Genomic DNA, 18,411 nt, shown 5'->3' on the forward strand with positions numbered 1-18,411 from the left:
CGGTGCCCGCCATGACAAGCTGTGCTTTCCACTGCCCAGTGCCAGGAGGTCACCATGGCTGCAGAGTCTGCAACGCCCGAGGGCTCGGAGCCGGTCGACGGGGAGAACCCTTCTCTCTCGCCCGACGAAGACGGCCAGTACGACTTGAAGCGCAAGTTCCGCGAGGCTCTGGCGCGCAAGCGCGGTGTGCAGGCGGACGCCGCCGACGTCGCCGCGAACACCGGCACCTCGAAGATCCACGGCGCGCACGGTCCGGCGGCGAGCCAGCGGTCGTTCCGTCGGAAGAGCGGGGGCTGAGTCCCGTACGCCCCCGGAGACGGCTACGTGCGGGAGGTGCGTCGCGGGGTCGCCCCGGCGGAGCCGGACGGCTCCGCCGGGGCGGGGTGGACCGTTACGGCCTCCGGCGCCTCCCGCGCCACGGCGCCCGCAGGCCGGCCCGGGCGTCCGCCCGGGCCGACGGTGGGCGGGAGGCTGCGGAGATCAGCGCGTGAAGGTCTTCCGGTGCTCCGTGAGCGAGGCGCAGTTGGAGCCTGTCACCTGGACCGTGGTGTTGGCGATGCCGCCGCCCCAGTCGACGCAGTGGCCCTTGCCGATGACGTAGGAAGGACCCGCGTACGAGGTGTAGCGCCCGTAGTCGTCGTCGCCTTCGTTGGTGTCGGGCACGTAGATCCAGGCGGACATGTACACGGCGGTGCCGGGGTTGTTGCGGATGGTGACGACGCAGTTGTTCCCGTTGCCGGCGTTGTAGGTGAGGTAGACGGTGCCCAGCGAGCCGACGGCGGCGGAGTTCACGGTCTTGTAGCCGCTTCCGCAGACCTTCTGCGGGGTGGTGTTGGGTGTGGCGGAGGCGGGTGCCGCCAGGGCGGTCGTGGCCCCGAGCGTCACAGTGGCCAGCGTGGCGACGCCCAACATGGAGTGAGTGAAGCGCATATTTCCCCCTTGTGCGTGTAGGAGTCGGTTGCTCCTGCCTTATGTGACCGGCGAGCCGTTCGGATGGTTGTGCCGCGATCGCTGCTGTTTTGCGCCACAACTCACCTCGCATTAGGCCGAGTTGGGACGCAACCGAAAAGGCGGGCGGAGGGTGTGTCGGCGCCGGTGGGTATGGCGGCAGGGGCTCCGGCCGTGACCGTCGGCGTTCCGCGAGTCCCGGGGGGAGGCCGTCGAGGAAGAAGCTCGTGCGGGTGCGGGTGCGGGTGCGGGTGCGGGTGCGGTCGCCGGACCGGGGGCCGCGGTGGGCCGGGGGCCGTGGTGGGCCGGGGCGACCGTACCGCGTCGGGCACGGGGCCCCGGTGCATGTCGCCGGGCTCCGCCGTCTGCTTCGCGCCCGCACCCGACCTGTTCTGGGAGCAGGCCTGCCACAGCCCTCGCGGGCTGACGCCGATTGCTCAGTCGAGGCAGAATTCGTTGCCTTCGACGTCCTGCATCACGATGCAGGACTCGTTCTCCTCGTCGGCGAGGAGGACTCGTACGCATGTCGCGCCGAGCGCGACCAGCCGTGCGCACTCGGCCTGGAGCGTGGCCAGTCGCTCGTCACCCACGAGTCCGGTGCCCGCCCGCACGTCGAGGTGCAGGCGGTTCTTGGCGGTCTTGCCTTCGGGCACCCGCTGGAAGAACAGTCGCGGGCCCACTCCCGAGGGATCGCTGCATGCGAACCATGCCCCGCGTTCCTCGGGCGGCAGCGAGCGGTTGAAATCGTCCCACGAGTCGAACCCCTGCGGTGGCGGCGGTACGACATACCCCAGCACCTCGCACCAGAAGCGGGCCACACGCTCGGGTTCCGCACAGTCGAAGGTGACCTGGAACTGCTTGATCGACGTCATCGGATCACCGTAACAGGGGGTGCCTTCCCGCACCCGCGCGGGCGCAAGTGCCAGGTGTGGCACGTCACTTGGGCCCACGGAGGTGCGTCCCGACGGGGCGCCGGTCCCTCGGAACGTCCCTGTTCCGTAAGGGTTTCATGGTTCCGGAGCGGGCACGCCGACAGGTGGGATGGGGACATGAAACTGCACGTGTCTCCACCGGCGTTCCGGGGCAGGCTGCACGATCCCCGCACGGCGACCTCGATCGGCCGCTGGCTGGGGGCGGCGTTCGCGGTGTGCTTCGTCACCGGACTGATCAGCCACTTCATGCAGCATCCGCCCGGCTCGCTGGCCGACGACATCCCCAGCCGTCCGGTCTGGGGGTACCGGCTCTCGCAGGGCCTGCACGTCGCCTCCGGCATCGCGGCCGTCCCGTTGCTGCTGGCCAAGCTGTGGACGGTGTATCCGCACCTGTTCGCCAGGCCGCCGCTGAGGTCGGTCAAGCACGCCCTGGAGCGGCTGTCGGTGGCGGTGCTGGTCGCCGGAGCCCTGTTCGAGCTGTCGACCGGGCTGCTGAACACCGCCCAGTGGTATCCGTGGCCCTTCTCGTTCGTGCCGGTGCACTACGCGGTGGCCTGGCTCGTCGTCGGGGCGCTGGTGCTGCACGTGGCGGTCAAGGCGCCGGAGATCAGGGCGCACTGGACCCGCCGGTCGTCCGGAACGCTCGCCCTGCCCGCGCAGGACGGACCGGACCGGCGCTCGCTGCTGGCCTCGGTGGGCGCGGCCGTCGCAGCCGTCACGCTCACCACCGTGGGCCAGTCGTTCACGCCGCTCAAGGACCTCCTGCTGTTCGCGCCCCGGGACCCGGACAAGGGGCCGCAGTCGCTGCCGGTGAACCGGACCGCCGCGGCCGCCGGTGTCGGCCGGATCGCCGACGAGGCGTACCGGCTGGTGGTCGCCGGTCCGCGGAGCTACACCCTCACTCTGGACGATCTGCGCGCCCTGCCCCAGCACGAGGTGGAGCTGCCGATCGCGTGTGTGGAGGGATGGAGCAAGTCGGCGCGCTGGAGCGGCGTCCGCGTCGTGGATCTCCTGGAGCGCGCGAGTGCCCCGGCCCATGCCCGGGTGAGGGTGGTGTCCTTGCAGCTGAGGGGCGGTTACCGGGTGTCGGAGATGGGTCATCGGCACGCCCGGGACCCACTGACCCTGCTCGCCCTGCGTCTGAACGGCGAGGAACTCCACCCCGACCACGGATACCCGGCGCGGCTCATCGCCCCAGACCGGCCCGGTGTGCTGCAGACCAAATGGGTGGGCCGACTGGAGGTGACGTCGTGAAGGCGCTGCGGGTGCTGGCGGGCACGGCCGGTGTGGCGCTCATGGGCGTCGGGGCGTTCCTGCTGACGGATGTCCGTGACCCGGCCGGCGTGCTCGTATGGCTCGGAGGTGCGGTCCTCCTGCACGACGTGGTGATCGCTCCGGCAGTGCTGCTGATCGGGCTGGTGCTGGTGCGAGGCGGCATCCGTGGTCCCGTGCGCGGGGCCCTCCTCGTCGCCGGCGCGTTGACGGCGGTGGCACTGCCCGTGCTGCTGCGGCCGGGCAGGACGGCCAACCCGTCCGTGCTGCCGCTGGACTACCCGCGCAACTGGCTGATCGCGCTGGTGGCCGTGGCCGCGGTGGCGGCGCTGTGGGCGGCCGTGCGGGAGTTCGTGCGCGCCCGCGGGCGGACCGATCGGTGACGCGCCGGATCCGGCCGTCGGGCGCGCCGCGTGACGCACCGTGAGACGTGACGTCTTACGGGTGTCTTACGCATGCCGGGCGACCGGCACCGAGCACCTGCGGCCCCCCTAGCGTGAGCGGATGCGATCTTTGCGTACTGCGCGCGTCATGGCGCTGGTCACCGCTCCTCCGCTGCTGCTGGCCGCCGCGGGCCTGGTGCACCCCCGGCATCTGACGTCGGCGACGGCGGGCGACTGGGCCGGGCTGCACATCGTCCTGCTGCCCGTCTTCCCCCTCCTCGTCCTCGGCCTGGTGGTCCCGCTGTGGGGGAGGCCGCGCCAGGACACGGACGGGGCCCTGACGGTGCTCGCCTGGGCCGGATGCGCCTGCTTCGCCGCGTACTACTCCGGCCTGGACGCGGTGGCGGGCATCTCGGCCGGGACGGTGGTCGAGCACGGCGTCCACGGAGCGGCCGGGCGGCTCTTCGCCACCGGCGACGAGTTGGGCCGGACCGGGGTGTACGGGCTGGCCGTCGCCTCGCTCGCCTGCTGCGCGGTGCTGTGGCGACGGCACGGGGTGCGGGTGCTGCCCGGTGCGGTCGTCCTGCTCGCCGCCTGCTGGTCCTTCGCGGACAGCCATATCTTCTGGCCGAAGGGCGTGTTCACCATGGTGGCCTTCGCGGTGGCCTTCGCCCTGCTGACGCTGGCGGCGGCCCGGCCGGCCGGCCGGGTGCGGGAGCCGGAAAGGCTTACGAACCCCTGACGTCCTCGATCCGAACGGCCCACTGGCGGCCCGGGGCCCCTACGGTCGGTGGCATGTTGATCCTGGTCACTGGAGGTGCGGGCTTCATCGGCTCGCACATCGTCACCGCTCTCGCCGGCGCCGGCCACGAGGTGCGCGTCCTCGACGCGCTGCTGCCCGCCGCACACCGCACGGCGCCTGAGATCCCCGCCGGGACGGACTGGCGGCACGCCGACGTCCGTGACAAGGAGGCGGTGACCGACGCCCTGCGAGGGGTGGACGCCGTCTGCCACCAGGCCGCGATGGTCGGACTCGGCAAGGACTTCGCCGACGCCCCGGACTACGTCGGCTGCAACGACCTCGGCACCGCCGTGCTCCTGGCCGCGACGGCCGCGGCGGGCGTGCGGCGCCTGGTGCTGGCGAGTTCGATGGTGGTCTACGGCGAGGGGCGCTACGAGTGCCTCCGGCACGGCGTCGTCCGGCCGGGACCGCGCAAGGTGGCCGATCTCGACGCGGGTGGCTTCGAGCCCCCGTGTCCGCGCTGCGGGGAGCCGCTCGACGCCGGCCTGGTGGACGAGGACGCCCCGGCCGATCCGCGCAACGTGTACGCGGCCACCAAGCTGGCCCAGGAGCACCTGGCCGCCGCCTGGGCGCGGGCGACCGGAGGACGCGTCGCCGCCCTGCGCTACCACAACGTGTACGGCCCGGGCATGCCCAGGGACACCCCCTACGCGGGCGTCGCCTCCCTGTTCCGGTCCGCGCTCTCGCGCGGCGAGGCCCCGCGCGTCTTCGAGGACGGCGGCCAACGCCGCGACTTCGTCCACGTCCGTGATGTCGCGGGCGCCAATCTCGCGGCCCTGGACGGCCTGGACGGCTCCCCGGACGGCGGCCTGCGCGCGTACAACGTCGGCAGCGGAGACCCGCACACGGTCGGGGAGATGGCCGCCGCGCTGGCCGAGGCGTACGGCGGGCCGGCGCCCGTCGTCACGGGCGAGTACCGGCTCGGCGACGTCCGCCACATCACCGCTTCCTCCCGGCGGCTGCGCGACGAGTCGGGATGGAAGCCGCAGGTCCCCTTCACAGAGGGGATGACGGAGTTCGCCTCGGCGCCCCTGCGGGCGGGGTGAGCCCGCGGGGCGCCCCACGCGCCCGCTGAGCCCTCTGCTCGCCTTGCGCCCTCTGAACTCCACTCGCTCCACGACCACGGCAGGGCCGGCCCCGTCCTCCCACCGGGCCGGCCCTGCCGTGGTCGCCGTTCTCAGACCACGGCCGGCAGGTGTACCTCGAACCGGCAGCCGCCCGGCACGTTGCACACCTCCGCGCGTCCCCGGTGGGCCTCCACGATGCCCCGCACGATGGCCAGGCCGAGCCCCGCGCCGGCCGGCGGTGTACGGGCGTCGGTGCCGCGCCAGCCGGTGTCGAAGACGCGGGGCAGATCCTCCGGGGCGATCCCGCCGCAGCCGTCGGTCACCGACAGCACGACGCGGTCCGCCTCACGGTGCGCCGAGACGGCGACGGTGCCGTCCGCGGGCGTGCGGCGGATCGCGTTGACGAGCAGGTTGGCCAGGACGCGGGACATCTCTCGGCCGTCGACCTCCACCGGCACGGCGTCGACCCCGCGGCCCACGAGCCGCACCCCGTGTTCCCTGGCCAGGGCGTCGACTCCGGCGATGGCGTCGCCGACGAGGTCGTACACGGACATCCGGGTCGGTGAGAGGGCGAGCACCCCGGCCTGGATACGGGACAGTTCGAACAGGTCGCCGACCATGCCGCTCATCCGGCCGACCTCCGCGCGGATCCGGGTGAGGTAGACGCGGGGATCGTCGACCATGCCGTCCTCGAGGGCTTCGGTCATGGCCTGCAGACCGGCCAGCGGGGTGCGCAGGTCGTGGGAGATCCAGGCGACCAGTTCGCGCCGGGACGTCTCGAGCGCCCGCTCCCGTTCCCGGGAGGCGGCGAGCTTGGTGCTGGTGGCGGCCAACTGGCGGCTCAGCTGAGCGAGTTCGGCGGTGGGAGCGGTGGCCGGGGGAGTGAAGCTCCCGTCCTCTCCCAGGGCGCGCGTGGCCTCGGCCAGCTCCCGGCTGCCCCGGACGACGCTGCGGCCCAGAAGCAGTGCCACGACGAGTGAGACGGCCGCGGCCATCGAGCACACCATCGTCACCACCCAGAGGTCGTGCTCGGAGAGGAACATCGCGCGCGAGACCAGCATGGTCCCGGCCAGCATCGCCGCCACGGTGACGGCGGCCACCACGGCCAGGGACACGGAGACGGACCGGTTGCGCAGCCCCCGCAGGGCCGCCGCGCCCACCAGTCCGGCGCCGGCCGCGCCGATCGCCGCGTAGAACGCTATGAGGAGCGTGTCACCGATCATCGCCGGCCTCGGCTTCCTGGTCCCCGGGAGGGTCGAAGCGGTAGCCGACGCCCCACACCGTGCTGATCAGACGGGGGCGGGCCGGGTCGTTCTCGACCTTCTCGCGCAGTCGCCGCACGTGCACGGTGACCGTCGACAGATCGCCGAACTCCCAGCCCCAGACCTGCTGCATCAGCTGCTCCCGGCTCGTCGCCCGGCCCGGGTGCCGGATGAAGAACTCCAGCAGGTCGAACTCCCGGATGGTGAGGGCCAGTTCGACACCGCTGCGGGTGGCGCGCCGGGCGGTGGGATCCAGGGCGAGCGGTCCGGAGCGCAGCCATGTACGCGCCGTCCCGGCCCGGGCGGCCGTCGACGCGCCGGACCTGCGCAGCACGGACTCCACCCGCAGGACCAGTTCCCTGGGACTGAAGGGCTTGGTGACGTAGTCGTCCGCGCCGACCTCCAGGCCGAGGATGCGGTCCTCCTCGTCGCCGCGCGCGGTCAGCATGATCACCGGGAGCGGCCCGGTCGCGCGGATCCGGCGGCAGACCTCCAGCCCGTCCATGCCGGGCAGCATCAGGTCCAGCACCACCAGGTCGGGTGTGCGGCGGGCGGCCTGCGCGACGGCGGTGGGACCGTCGGCGGCCACGTCCACGGCGAAGCCGGCCCGGTCGAGATATCCGGCGACGACCTCGGAGACGGTGGGGTCGTCATCGACGACGAGTACGCGTTTCACATCACCGAGTCTCACATCAGGGGCCCGCCCCCGACGGACGAGGTGGGCGACGTCAGCGTTCCGTAAGAACACGAAATCCCTTATGCCGCTTTTGCGTCCGTACAGTGAATGAGGTGATCAACACTTCCCCCCCTTCCGTGGACGTCGTGCTGCCCTGCCTCGACGAGGCCGAGGCCCTGCCGTGGGTGCTGGAGCGGATTCCGCCCGGCTGGCGCGCGATCGTCGTCGACAACGGTTCCACCGACGGTTCCCCGGACATCGCCCGCGACCTGGGCGCCCGGGTGGTCCACGAGCCCCGCCGCGGCTTCGGCGCCGCCTGCCACGCGGGTCTCACCGCGGCGACGGCCGACGTGGTCTGCTTCTGCGACTGCGACGCCTCCCTCGATCCCGGACTGCTGCCGACCGTCGCCGGCCCCGTCCTCGCCGGCACCGCGGATCTCGTCCTGGGCCGACGCCGGCCCACCACCCGCGGCGCCTGGCCGCTGCACGCCCGCCTCGCCAACCTCGAACTGGCCCGCCTCGTGCGCCGCCGCACCGGGCTGCGCCTGCACGACCTGGGGCCCATGCGCGCCGCCCGCCGGGAGGCGCTGCTGGCCCTGCGCCTGACCGACCGGCGCTCCGGCTATCCCCTGCAGATGGTCGTCCGCGCCGCCGACGCCGGCTGGCGGGTGACGGAGACCGAGACGCCCTACCGCCCGCGCGCCGGCCGTTCCAAGGTCACCGGCACCTGGCGCGGCACCTGGCAGGCCGTGCGCGACATGCGTGCCGTCCTCGCCGAGCCGCCGGCCGCCGCGCCGGCCCTCGGCGCGAGCGTCCTGGGAGGCGTCCGATGAACCCCCGCTCCGCGACCGCGAACCCGCCCACCTTGCTGGTCATAGCGAAGGAGCCGGTGCCCGGACGGGTCAAGACCCGCCTCACGCCGTCCTACACGCCACAGGAGGCCGCCGCGCTGGCCCAGGCCGCTCTGACCGACACGCTGCACGCCGTGCTCCAGGCGCCCGCCCGGCGCAGGGTGCTCGTCCTCGACGGGACCCCCGGCCGCTGGCTGCCCCCCGGTTACGAGGTCGCCCCCCAGGGATCCGGTGGCCTCGACGAGCGCATCGCCGCCGCCTTCGACCTCTGCGACGGCGGTCCGGCGCTGCTGGTCGGCATGGACACCCCGCAGCTCACCCCGGACCTGCTGGCCGAGGCCGGCCGCGACGGGCACGACGCCTGGTTCGGCCCCGCCGCCGACGGCGGCTTCTGGGCCCTGGGCTTCGCCGACCCGTCCCGCGCCGGGACCCTCGTGCGCGGCGTTCCGATGTCCACCGACCGCACCGGAGCCGTCCAGCGGCGCAGGCTCGAGGAGGCGGGCCTGAGCGTCGGCCTGCTGCCGACCCTGCGCGACGTGGACACCGCGGCCGACGCCGCCTCGGTGGCCGCCTGCTGCCCGCCGCGCTCCCGCTTCGCCACCGCCATGGCCGCGCTCGCGCAGGCCGTCCGTTGAGCGGCGTCGCGCAGGACGCGCGCACCGCCGTCACCGCCCCGGACGAGACCGGCGCGTTCGCACCGCCCCAGGAGGACCACCTCCACGTGACGCTCTCCTCCCCGCTCCCGGCGACCGCGCCACGGGCCGACCGGTTCCCGCCCGCCGAGCCGGGCGAGCCCTGGACGGACGACCCCTACGGGCGCGCGGTGCGGCTCGGCCGCGGCCCCCTGTACCTGCGACGCATGACGACGCCCCCCGCAGGAGAGCCCGACCTGCTGCCCCTGGACGTGGAGCGCTACTGCGCCGCGCCCGACGCCGCCGACACCGACGTGCTGCACCGCTGCACCGGGCCCGTCCTGGACGTGGGCTGCGGCCCGGGACGTCTGGTGGCCGCCCTGTCGGCCCGCGGCATGACCGCGCTCGGCGTGGACGTGAGCCCCGCCGCCGTCGCCCTCACCCGGCGACAGGGCGCGAACGCCCTGCGGCGGTCCGTCTTCGACCGGCTGCCCCGAGAGGGCCGCTGGGGCACGGTGCTGCTGATGGACGGCAACATCGGCATCGGCGGCGACCCGACGGCCCTGCTGGCCCGTCTGCGCCGGCTGCTCCGTCCCGGCGGGCGCCTGCTGGCCGAAGCGGCCCCGCACGACGTGGACGAACGCCTCACCGTCCGTGTCGAGGACGCCGAAGGCCGCCACGGGCGCCCCTTTCCCTGGGCCCGGGTCGGCGCCACCGCCCTGCTGCACGCCGCCGACGCGACCGGCTGGATCCTCACCGGCCGGTGGACGAGCGAGGACCGCGTCTTCCTCGAACTGCACCGCCCGACCGCGAGGACCACGGACGTCGTCCCTCCCATGCGCCGCGGGGGATCGAGCCGTCCATGACCACCGCCGACCCGCTCCTGCGGGATCCCGGGCACGCCACGCCGCAGTCCCCGGGCCCCGCCGAACCGGCTGCGCCGGGCGGCGCCCGGACCCGCGTCGCGGTGACCGCGATCCTCGTCCTCGCCGTCGCCCTCGTCGTCGCGGGCACCCTCCACGAGGGCGACAACGAGAGCGCCCCCGGCCGTCTGCTCGCCGGATACGGCCTCGCCTGGACGCTGTTCGCCGCCGCGGTGTGGACCGTGCGCAAGGTCCCGGCCCGCGCCGCGACCGTCCTCGTCCTCGCCGGCGCGGCCGCGGTCGCCCTCGCCGGGCTCACCGCGCAGCCCCGCACCAGCAACGACATGTACCGCTACGCCTGGGACGGCCGGGTGCAGGCCGCCGGGATCTCCCCCTACGCCCACCCGCCGGCCGCTGATGAGCTCGCTCCCCTGCGCGACGACTGGCTGTTCCCCGACCGGGCCGCCTGCGAGGGATGGGGGCTCACTCGGACGGCCAAGGGCCTCTGCGTACGCATCAACCGGCCTACCGTCCCCACGATCTACCCGCCGGTGGCCGAGGGCTGGTTCTTCGCGGTGCACACCCTCTCCCCTCCCGACAGCCGCCACAAGCCGCTCCAGGTCGGCGGCGCGGTCCTCGCCTTCGGCACGACCCTCGCCCTGCTGGCCGTCCTGCGCCGCCGCGGCGATCCGCGGCTGGCCCCGGCCCGGGCAGCGCTGTGGGCCTGGTGCCCCGCTGTCGCACTGGAGGCGGTCGACAACGCCCACATCGACACCCTGGGCGTCCTGTTCGTCGTGCTCGCCCTCGGCACCGCCACCGCCGGAACCCGCCGGGGCGCGCTGCTCGGCGCCGCGATCGCCGTCAAGCTCCTGCCCGTACTCGTCCTGCCCGGCGCACTGTCCGGGCAGCGCGGCCCGCTGCGCGTCCTCCGGGTGGTCGCGGCGGCCGTCGCGGCGGTGGCGCTCGCCTACCTGCCCTTTGTCGTGAGCTCCGGAGCGGGCGTCCTCGGCTACCTCCCCGGCTACCTCCACGAGGAGGGCTACGAACCAGGTCACGTACGCCGCTTCGCCCTGCTGAGGCTCCTGCTGCCCGACGTGGCCGCGGGTGTGGCCGCGGCGCTGCTGCTCGCCCTGGCCGCGCTGTACGTGTGGTGGCGGGGGGACCCGGCCCGGCCCTGGCGCGGCGCCCTGGTAGTCACCGGCACCGCGCTGGTCCTCTTCTCACCGAGCTATCCCTGGTACTCCCTGCTGGTGGTCGCGCTCGTGGCGATGGACGGACGCTGGGAATGGCTGACCGTCACCCTCGCCGGCACCGCCCTGTACCTCGGCGGCCGTCTGCTGCCCGGCTTCCCCCTCCAGGCATGGGCCTACGGCAGCGCGGCCGTCGTGATCGCTGCCGGAGCGGGACTGCGCACGGGCGTGGCCCGCCGCGCGCTGCGGAGCCGCCCCGCCCCCTCCTGACGCGTCGGGGTCCGGGACCTGCCGACGGCGTCAGATCCTCCAGGAGCGCAGGACGTCGGCGACGGCGTAGATCGTCAGGCGGGTCTCGCGGATCTTCCTGACCAGGTCCGCGAAGCCCCCGTAAGGAGGATCGATCCCTTCTCCCGACTGATCCATGTACTGACCGGCGACGAACGCGGCGAAGAGGCTGTTGTGGTGCGGCAACGGCTCGAGGCGCACGACGGTGTGCAGAAGGGCGGCCGCCCGCCACGCGACGTGGGGGTTGGAGGCCGCGAGCGTCGGCATGCGCGTCTTGTGCCGTGCGACGGCCGCCACCAGCGCCGAGTAGTCGGTGACGGACACGTCGTCGTCGCCGAGGGCGGCCTCCTGGACGTCCAGGAGCCAGGGGACGTCGATGTAGAGGATCTCGCTCATCAGGCGGCAGCAGCTCCCCGGCCGCGCTGCGACGGCGGGACCTCGTCGGGGAACGCCTCGTCGAACTCGGCACGGAGCCTGTCGGCCCAGGAGGCGGCGCCGGCGACGAACTGCTTGCGGTGCATCTCGCGGACACCGAGGTCGTGCATGTACTGCTTCAGGCTCTTGCCCTCGGCCGCGGCAGCCGTGCGCACGCCTTCCATTTCCTCTTCGGTGAAGCTCACATTCAGGGATGGCATACGAGCAGGGTACCTATCAGGTACCTGCGGGGCCAGCCTCCGGAGAAGGTGCTGACAGCCAACGGCGGGCCCGCCGGCCGACCGCCGGACCCGACTGCACCGCCGCGGCCGCGTGGCAGAGACGGGCCGCCGCGGCCGCTCGCACGTCCCGGGGTCAGACGGCGGTGAAGGTCCACAGCAGGTTGGAGCCGCTGCCGTACGTCCCCTGCCTGGTGACGGAGCCCGGGGCCACGTCGCCGCCGCCGTCGAGGACCAGGCCCGTGGTGCGGTTGGCGATCGAGCAGCTGTCGCCGCCCCGGTGGGTGATCGTCCACTGCTGGTCGGCGCTGCCGCTCCAGGGAGCCTGCCGGGCGGCGGAACCGTCGCCGCCGCCCCGGCCGTCGGCGACCATGCCGTTGGCGCGGTTGACCAGCCGGTAGTAGCCGCCCGCGACGGGCTCCGCGCGCCACTGCAGGTCGGCGCTGCCGTCCCAGGCGCACTGCTTGAGGTCGGACCCGGAGGCGACGTCGCCGCCGCTGTCCAGGGCGAGCCCGTCGGCGACGTTGGTGATCCGGAAGTACGTCGCCGGGTCGAACCGGACCCTCAGCGAGGCCACCTGGTCGTTGTCGCCGGTGGTCCTGAGGTCGGGGGTGTCGGCGGTGAAGGTCCAGGAGGCGCCTGTGCAGTCGTCCCCGGCATAGCCGACCACCTGGTAGCCGGGGGCCGTCCGGAGCGAGGACAGCGTGCGTGCGCCGAGTCCGGCCGCGGTCAGGTCGGCCGCCGTGTAGTCGCCGAGAGAGAGCACGGCGGCGGTGCCGGAGTAGTCGACGTCCGTGAAGGCGGTGGCGCCGGCGAGCGGCCGCAGCGCCGGAATCGCGCCGGAGAAGGTGAGCTTGAGAACGTAGGCGTCGGCACTGTACGGCGCGCAGGCGGGCAGGGCGACGGTGAGGCCGGAGGCGCTCTGGGCCGGAGTGGGCAGGTCGATGCAGGCGCCGGCGGTCGCGCCGAGGAGCTCGACCGAGGCCAGCGACGAGAGGTCGATCCGGTCGGGGGCGAGGGTCCGGACCGTCAGCGAGTCGCCGGGCCAGCCCAGGACGGTGGCGTACAGGACGGTTCCGGCCTTGTCGCGGGTGAAACGGATGTCCTGCGCGGTGCCGGCGCGAGGGGTGGTGAAGGAGCCGCCGCCCATCTTCGTCGGGCCCTCGCCGTACGCCGTCCAGGCGCGGGTTCCGTACAGCGACTCGCCGAAGCGCTTCAGGTGGTCGCCGATGCCGAGCAGGATGTCCTTCTGCGCCTGGGGGATGCTGCCGTCGGCCATCGGCGCGATGTTCAGCAGCATGTTGCCGTTCTTGCTGACCCGGTCGATGAGCGAGTGCAGCATCTCCTGCGTGGTGTAGTAGCCGATCCCCTGGGTGTGGCACCAGCTGCTGCTGGAGATGCTGTCGTCGGTCAGCCAGTACGGGCTGGTGAGGCCGGCCGGGCCGCCGCGCTCGTAGTCGAAGACCTCGCCCTTGCTGTTCATGCCGTCCTTGTAGGTCGCGACGACCTCACGGCCCCAGCTGTCCGCCTGGTTGTAGTAGTACGCCAGGAAGTTCAGGCGCTGGGTCTCGTCCACGGCCTGCAGCTCGAAGTCCTGCCACAGGATGTCGGGCCGGGCGCGGTCGATGACCTCCTTCAGCTTGTCGAACCAGAGCTGGTTCTCCGCGGCCGGACCCAGCTGTCCGTAGAGCTTCTTGAGGCTGGGGTCCGTCTGGGCGGGGGCGAACTCGTAGAAGCCGGTGAAGTGGTACGCGTGGTGCATGGCCACCAGCAGTTTCAGGCCCCTGGCGCGGATGGCCGTGCAGAAGAGCCGCAGCAGGTCCAGCCCCGGGCCCCTGTCCACCGAATTCCACTCGTTGACCTGGCTGTCCCACATGGAGAAGCCGTCGTGGTGCTCGGCCACCGGGCCGGCGAACCTGGCGCCGGCGTCGACGAACAGCTGCGCCCACTCGTCGGGGTCGAACTTCCCGCCGGCCGACTTCAGCTTGGGCGCGAACTCCACGAAGGCGCCCGCGATGTCCCGGGCCCCGTCGATGAAGTGGTGGTACTGCCATGCCGATGGCCGGCCGTAGGTCGCGACATGGTGCTGATGGACGCTGTCGTCCTCCTGGTACATGGTGCGCGGGTACCACTCGTTGCCGAAGGCGGGGACGCTGAAGACCCCCCAGTGGAAGTAGATCCCGAACTTCGCGTCCTGGAACCACTCCGGGGCCGGCGGATGCCGGTCGACCGAGTCCCAGTCGGGCGTGTACGTGCTGGTCGCCGCCGGTGCGCCGTCGGCGCCGGACGCGTCTCCTGCGACGGCTGCCGGTGCCACGGAGGCGGCGCCGGCCGGGAGGTGGCGTCTGTTGATCGGACTCGGCATCGAGACATTCCCTGGTACGGAGTGTGCGGGGGGACACGGGTCGGCGTGGCTGTGGTGCACAGGGTGCCGCTTTTCACGGATGAAGGTCCCCCGAGTCCCCTGGGCATGTCAACCTCGGTGCAGGGATGAAAGCGGCCACACGGAGAGAGGATTTGTCTTGAATGTGACGATATGAAGCTTATTGCGACCGGGTAGACATCGCATGTCTCGGGAGACTCCAGGCAGGGCGAGTCATCGGATGATGTTGGCTCATGGGATGGGCCTCTTCCTGCGCGGACGCCGCCCTCCGCTCGCGAGGCATCCGTGAGCAGGCATTTCCTTGTCGTTGTGGTGGGGGTCTGGACAACACGGCGAGAGCGCCTCTATAAACATCCCATCTCTAGTCCGCGGCGATACGCAGATGCCGTCGAGGCGAAACATCTCCCGCTACGGGACCGGCGCGAGGAATCACCGATGAGACTCAGAACCACCCTGTGTTCAGCCGTTTCCGCCCTCTCCGCGCTGGCTCTGCTCAGTGCCTGCAACAGCGGTTCCGCCGCGTCGGGATCGTCGGGCGGCGAGCCGCTCGTCGGGGTCGACTACCCCCGCTCCGACACCGACTTCTGGAACTCCTACATCAAGTACACGCCGCAGTACGGCAAGGAGCTGGGCCTGGACCTGAAGACCACCAACTCGCAGAACGACGTCGCCAAGCTCACGGCCAACGCGCAGACGCTGATCAGCCAGGGCATCAAGGGCCTCGCGATGGCCCCGCAGGACACCGCCGCCGTCGCGCCCACCCTCGCGCAGCTGGAGGCGAAGAAGATCCCGGTCGTCACCGTCGACACCCGCCCCGACACCGGCAACGTCTACATGGTCGTGCGCGCCGACAACCGCGCCTACGGCGAGAAGGCGTGCCAGTACCTGGGCACCAAGCTCGGCGGCAAGGGCAAGGTCGTCATGCTGGAGGGCGGCCTGGACTCCATCAACGGCCGTGACCGCACCCAGGCGTTCAACGACTGCATGAAGAAGGACTACCCGGGCATCAAGGTGTTCGGCGAGGCCACCAACTGGGACGGCGCCGTCGCCGCCCAGAAGCTGCAGACGGACCTGACGGCCCACCCGGACATCAGGGGCGTCTACATGGAGGCCAGCTTCGCGCTCTCCGGCACGCTCCAAGTCCTCAAGCAGAAGGGCCTGTTGGTGGACCCGAAGGACGAGAAGCACGTCTTCGTCGTGTCCAACGACGGCATCCCCCAGGAACTCAAGTCCATCGCCGAGGGCAAGATCGACGCCACGGTCTCCCAGCCGGCCGACCTCTACGCCAAGTACGCGCTCTACTACCTCAAGGCCGCGATCGACGGGAAGACGTTCAAGCCCGGCAAGACCGACCACGACAGCACCATCATCCAGGTCCGCGACGGCGTCCTCGAGGACCAGCTGTCCGCCCCGCTCGTCACCGCCGACGGCGGCACCTACGGCGGTGTGCCCAGCCTCAAGAGCGACGACAAGTCGCTGTGGGGCAACAACCTCGGCTGATCCCTGCGGCCTTCTCACCCCAACGGCAACGGCTCACGAGAACAAGGCGGTCGAGATGAGCGAAGGGGAGCGAGCAGTCACCCCCGGGCCCGCTCCGGCGGACGGCGGACGGGTGCCCGCGGACCCGCCCGTCGTCGAGGCGACGGGCATAGTCAAACGATTCGGTCCGACGGTGGCCCTGAACGGCGCCCGGATCACCATCAGGTCCGGAGAGACCCATGCCCTTGTCGGCCGCAACGGAGCCGGCAAGTCGACACTGGTGTCGGTCCTCACCGGCCTCCAGGCCGCCGACGAGGGAACGGTGACCTTCGGCGGCGAGCCGGCCCCCCGGCTCAGCGACCGCGACGCCTGGCGGCGACGCGTGGCCTGCGTCTACCAGAAGTCGACGATCATCCCCACCCTGACCGTCGCCGAGAACCTCTTCCTCAACCGGCACGACCGCGGAGCCGGCCGCCTCATCAGCTGGCAGGCCACCCGTCGTCGCGCACAGGACCTGCTGTCGACCTGGTCGGTGGACGTCGACCCGCAGACCCCGGCGGCCGATCTGAGCGTCGAGCAGCGGCAGTTCGTCGAGATCGCCCGCGCACTGTCCTTCGGGGCCCGGTTCATCATCCTCGACGAGCCGACCGCCCAGCTCGACGGGGCTGCCATCAACCGCCTCTTCGACCGCATCCGCGACCTGCAACGCCAGGGCGTGACCTTCCTGTTCATCAGTCACCACCTCCAAGAGGTCTATGACATCTGCGACATGGTCACGGTGTTCCGCGACGCCCGGCACATCGTCACCGCGCCGGTCGCGGAACTCGCCCGCGCCGACCTCGTCGCCACCATGACGGGCGAGGCGGCGGCCGGCCGACGCGAGGAACGGGCCGGCGCCCTCGACCCCGGCGCCGCCGCCGCGCTGAGTGTCCGCACCCTGCGGGGCGACGGGTACGACGACGTCAGCTTCCAGGTGGGGGCCGGCGAGATCGTCGGCCTCGCGGGCTCCGCCGGCAGCGGGCGCACCGAGGTCGCCGAGACCGTCGTGGGCCTGCGGGCGCCGGCCGCGGGCGACGTGGAGATCGCCGGGAACCGCCCCCGGCCGGGCAGCGTGCCCGCGGCCCTCGCCGCCGGCGCCGGATTCGTCCCGCAGGACCGGCACCACCAGGGCTTCGTCCCCGACATGTCGATCGCGGACAACGCCACACTGTCCGTGCCCGGGCGGCTGGGCCCCCACGGGTTCCTGAGCCCCGGCCGGCGCGACCGGCTCGCCCAGGCCATGATCGAGAACCTCGCGATCAAGACTCCCGGTCCCGAACTGCCCGTCTCCGCCCTGTCCGGGGGCAACCAGCAGAAGGTCGTCATGGCCCGCGCCCTGGCCGACGACCCCAGACTGCTGGTCCTGATCAACCCGACCGCGGGCGTGGACGTGCGCTCCAAGGAGTTCCTCCTCGGCAAGGTCGAGGAGACCGCGCGGACCGGCACCGGAGTGCTCATCGCCTCCGACGAACTCGACGACCTGCGTATGTGCGACCGGGTCCTGGTGATGTTCCAGGGCCGTGTGACCTCGGAGATCGCCCGCGGCTGGCACGACCACGACCTCGTGGCCGCGATGGAAGGAGTGGACCTCGATGCCTGAAACCGTCCTCGCGGACACCGCCGCAGCCAAGGCCCCGGAGCCCCGGGTGAAGCGGACCGCCCTGTTCGGCGGCCGGATACCCCTGGCCCGGCTGCGCGATCTCGCGCTCGTGCCGGCCATCGTGGTCATCGCGATCGTCGGACAGATCGTCAACCCGGTCTTCCTGCAGACCGACAACCTCATCAACGTCCTGCAGACCATGTCCGAGATGGCCCTGCTGGTCCTCGCGCAGACGATGATCCTGATCGTCAAGAAGATGGACCTGTCGCTGGAGTCCACCATGGGCCTCGCACCCGGCGTGGCGGCCTGGCTGGTGGTGCCGGTCGGCGCGGGCCACGGACTCGGCCTGCTCCCCGGCGCGTTGGCCGTCCTCGTCACCCTCGCCGTGGGCGCGCTCGTCGGCGTGGTCAACGCCCTGCTGATCATCCGCTTCGGCCTCAACGGTTTCATCGTCACCCTCGGCATGCTGATCGTGCTGCGGGGTGTGCTCACCGGCATCTCCGGCGGCCAGACCTTCTTCCAGCTGCCGGAGTCGATGCTCTACCTCGGCACCGCCGAATGGTTCGGGATGCCCGCCTCCATCTGGATCTGCCTGGCCCTGTTCGCCGTCGCCATCGTGGTGCTCGGCTGGACCAGCTTCGGGCGCTCGCTGTACGCCATCGGCGGCAACGTCGACGCGGCGAAGGCGGCGGGCATCCGCACCGACCGGGTGCTGTGGATCGTCATCGTCACCGGCAGCGTCCTCGCCGCCCTCGCCGGCCTGCTGCTCTCCGGGCGCCTGGCCTCCGTCGCCTCGGCTCAGGGCAACGGCTACATCTTCACCGTCTTCGCCGCCGCCGTCATCGGCGGGATCAGCCTCAACGGCGGCAAGGGCACCATGTTCGGGGCCTTCAGCGGCATCCTCCTGCTGTTCATGATCCAGAACGTGCTCACGCTCGGCGGCGTCCCCGCCCAGTGGATCGGCGCCCTCAACGGCCTGATCATCCTGGTCGCGCTGACCATCTCGCGCATCACGGGCGGCAAGGTCCAGGACTGAACCGCGAGCAGCCGTCCGGGTCCGCCCGGCGCCCTGCGCCACCCCTCTCTCGTCG

General features: G+C 72.3%; 19 protein-coding genes. 12 read left to right on the plus strand and 7 right to left on the minus strand.

Annotation, left to right across the window (positions count from 1 at the left end; translation table 11 throughout):
* The first annotated feature begins 54 nt into the window (after positions 1–54).
* A complete protein-coding gene (locus tag IE239_RS07140) occupies positions 55–297 on the plus strand; it encodes a DUF5302 domain-containing protein (protein ID WP_190148411.1) in 243 nt (80 codons plus the stop codon).
* Positions 298–480: 183 nt separating this feature from the next.
* Here the strand turns inward: IE239_RS07140 and IE239_RS07145 are convergent, their stop codons facing one another.
* Positions 481–930: a spore-associated protein gene (locus IE239_RS07145; protein ID WP_190148412.1), complete on the minus strand. Its 450-nt coding sequence runs from the start codon at positions 928–930 to the stop codon at positions 481–483.
* 455 nt (positions 931–1,385) lie between these two features.
* The gene (locus IE239_RS07150) at positions 1,386–1,820 is read right to left on the minus strand and encodes a VOC family protein (protein ID WP_190148413.1); all 435 of its coding nucleotides are present in this window, start codon (positions 1,818–1,820) and stop codon (positions 1,386–1,388) included.
* 177 nt (positions 1,821–1,997) lie between these two features.
* On the opposite strand from IE239_RS07150, the gene IE239_RS07155 reads away from it, so the two are divergent.
* The 4 genes from IE239_RS07155 (at position 1,998) to IE239_RS07170 (ending at position 5,383) form a co-directional block, all read left to right on the plus strand.
* Complete coding sequence (locus IE239_RS07155; protein ID WP_190148414.1) at positions 1,998–3,134, plus strand: molybdopterin-dependent oxidoreductase; 1,137 nt, start codon at positions 1,998–2,000, stop codon at positions 3,132–3,134.
* Positions 3,131–3,535, plus strand: a complete 405-nt coding sequence (locus IE239_RS07160) for a hypothetical protein (protein ID WP_190148415.1) — start codon at positions 3,131–3,133, stop codon at positions 3,533–3,535. Before IE239_RS07155 ends, IE239_RS07160 begins: the two co-directional genes overlap by 4 nt.
* A gap of 121 nt (positions 3,536–3,656) precedes the next feature.
* A complete protein-coding gene (locus tag IE239_RS07165; protein ID WP_190148416.1) occupies positions 3,657–4,277 on the plus strand; it encodes a hypothetical protein in 621 nt (206 codons plus the stop codon).
* A gap of 53 nt (positions 4,278–4,330) precedes the next feature.
* Entirely contained in the window at positions 4,331–5,383 is a 1,053-nt protein-coding gene (locus IE239_RS07170) for an NAD-dependent epimerase/dehydratase family protein (RefSeq protein ID WP_190148417.1), read from the plus strand.
* A 131-nt stretch (positions 5,384–5,514) separates the two neighbouring features.
* Here the strand turns inward: IE239_RS07170 and IE239_RS07175 are convergent, their stop codons facing one another.
* Together IE239_RS07175 and IE239_RS07180 are read right to left on the minus strand one after the other, a co-directional pair.
* Positions 5,515–6,627 (minus strand): sensor histidine kinase, encoded by a 1,113-nt coding sequence (locus tag IE239_RS07175; protein WP_190148418.1) that lies wholly within the window; start codon positions 6,625–6,627, stop codon positions 5,515–5,517.
* Positions 6,617–7,342 carry a response regulator transcription factor gene (locus IE239_RS07180; protein ID WP_190148419.1) on the minus strand — a complete coding sequence of 242 codons (726 nt, stop codon included), beginning with the start codon at positions 7,340–7,342 and terminating at the stop codon, positions 6,617–6,619. The genes IE239_RS07175 and IE239_RS07180 overlap by 11 nt, the downstream gene beginning before the upstream one ends.
* A gap of 113 nt (positions 7,343–7,455) precedes the next feature.
* Here IE239_RS07180 and IE239_RS07185 point away from each other — a divergent pair, with 113 nt between their 5' ends.
* The 4 genes from IE239_RS07185 to IE239_RS07200 all read left to right on the plus strand — a co-directional run bounded on the left by IE239_RS07185 (position 7,456) and on the right by IE239_RS07200 (position 11,148).
* Entirely contained in the window at positions 7,456–8,175 is a 720-nt protein-coding gene (locus IE239_RS07185; protein WP_190148420.1) for a glycosyltransferase family 2 protein, read from the plus strand.
* Positions 8,172–8,828 carry a TIGR04282 family arsenosugar biosynthesis glycosyltransferase gene (locus IE239_RS07190; RefSeq protein ID WP_190148421.1) on the plus strand — a complete coding sequence of 219 codons (657 nt, stop codon included), beginning with the start codon at positions 8,172–8,174 and terminating at the stop codon, positions 8,826–8,828. Before IE239_RS07185 ends, IE239_RS07190 begins: the two co-directional genes overlap by 4 nt.
* An 86-nt stretch (positions 8,829–8,914) precedes the next feature.
* Complete coding sequence (locus IE239_RS07195; RefSeq protein WP_229877930.1) at positions 8,915–9,691, plus strand: class I SAM-dependent methyltransferase; 777 nt, start codon at positions 8,915–8,917, stop codon at positions 9,689–9,691.
* Positions 9,688–11,148, plus strand: coding sequence for a glycosyltransferase family 87 protein (locus tag IE239_RS07200; RefSeq protein WP_190148422.1), 1,461 nt, complete (start codon positions 9,688–9,690; stop codon positions 11,146–11,148). Before IE239_RS07195 ends, IE239_RS07200 begins: the two co-directional genes overlap by 4 nt.
* Before the next feature lie 30 nt (positions 11,149–11,178).
* Here IE239_RS07200 and IE239_RS07205 read toward each other — a convergent pair whose 3' ends face one another.
* The 3 genes from IE239_RS07205 to IE239_RS07215 all read right to left on the minus strand — a co-directional run bounded on the left by IE239_RS07205 (position 11,179) and on the right by IE239_RS07215 (position 14,184).
* Entirely contained in the window at positions 11,179–11,562 is a 384-nt protein-coding gene (locus tag IE239_RS07205) for a toxin Doc (protein ID WP_190148423.1), read from the minus strand.
* Positions 11,562–11,801, minus strand: a complete 240-nt coding sequence (locus tag IE239_RS07210; protein WP_190148424.1) for a hypothetical protein — start codon at positions 11,799–11,801, stop codon at positions 11,562–11,564. Before IE239_RS07210 ends, IE239_RS07205 begins: the two co-directional genes overlap by 1 nt.
* 154 nt (positions 11,802–11,955) lie before the next feature.
* Positions 11,956–14,184 (minus strand): alpha-L-fucosidase, encoded by a 2,229-nt coding sequence (locus tag IE239_RS07215; protein ID WP_190148425.1) that lies wholly within the window; start codon positions 14,182–14,184, stop codon positions 11,956–11,958.
* 453 nt (positions 14,185–14,637) lie between these two features.
* On the opposite strand from IE239_RS07215, the gene IE239_RS07220 reads away from it, so the two are divergent.
* From IE239_RS07220 to IE239_RS07230, 3 genes are read left to right on the plus strand one after another with little or no spacing between them, the layout of a single operon-like run.
* The gene (locus IE239_RS07220; protein WP_190148426.1) at positions 14,638–15,702 is read left to right on the plus strand and encodes a sugar ABC transporter substrate-binding protein; all 1,065 of its coding nucleotides are present in this window, start codon (positions 14,638–14,640) and stop codon (positions 15,700–15,702) included.
* A 55-nt stretch (positions 15,703–15,757) separates the two neighbouring features.
* The gene (locus IE239_RS07225) at positions 15,758–17,320 is read left to right on the plus strand and encodes a sugar ABC transporter ATP-binding protein (RefSeq protein WP_190148427.1); all 1,563 of its coding nucleotides are present in this window, start codon (positions 15,758–15,760) and stop codon (positions 17,318–17,320) included.
* Positions 17,313–18,356 (plus strand): ABC transporter permease, encoded by a 1,044-nt coding sequence (locus tag IE239_RS07230; protein WP_190148428.1) that lies wholly within the window; start codon positions 17,313–17,315, stop codon positions 18,354–18,356. The genes IE239_RS07225 and IE239_RS07230 overlap by 8 nt, the downstream gene beginning before the upstream one ends.
* Positions 18,357–18,411: the final 55 nt, after the last annotated feature.

It is taken from the genome of Streptomyces humidus, from assembly GCF_014649655.1.
GTDB lineage: Bacteria > Actinomycetota > Actinomycetes > Streptomycetales > Streptomycetaceae > Streptomyces > Streptomyces humidus.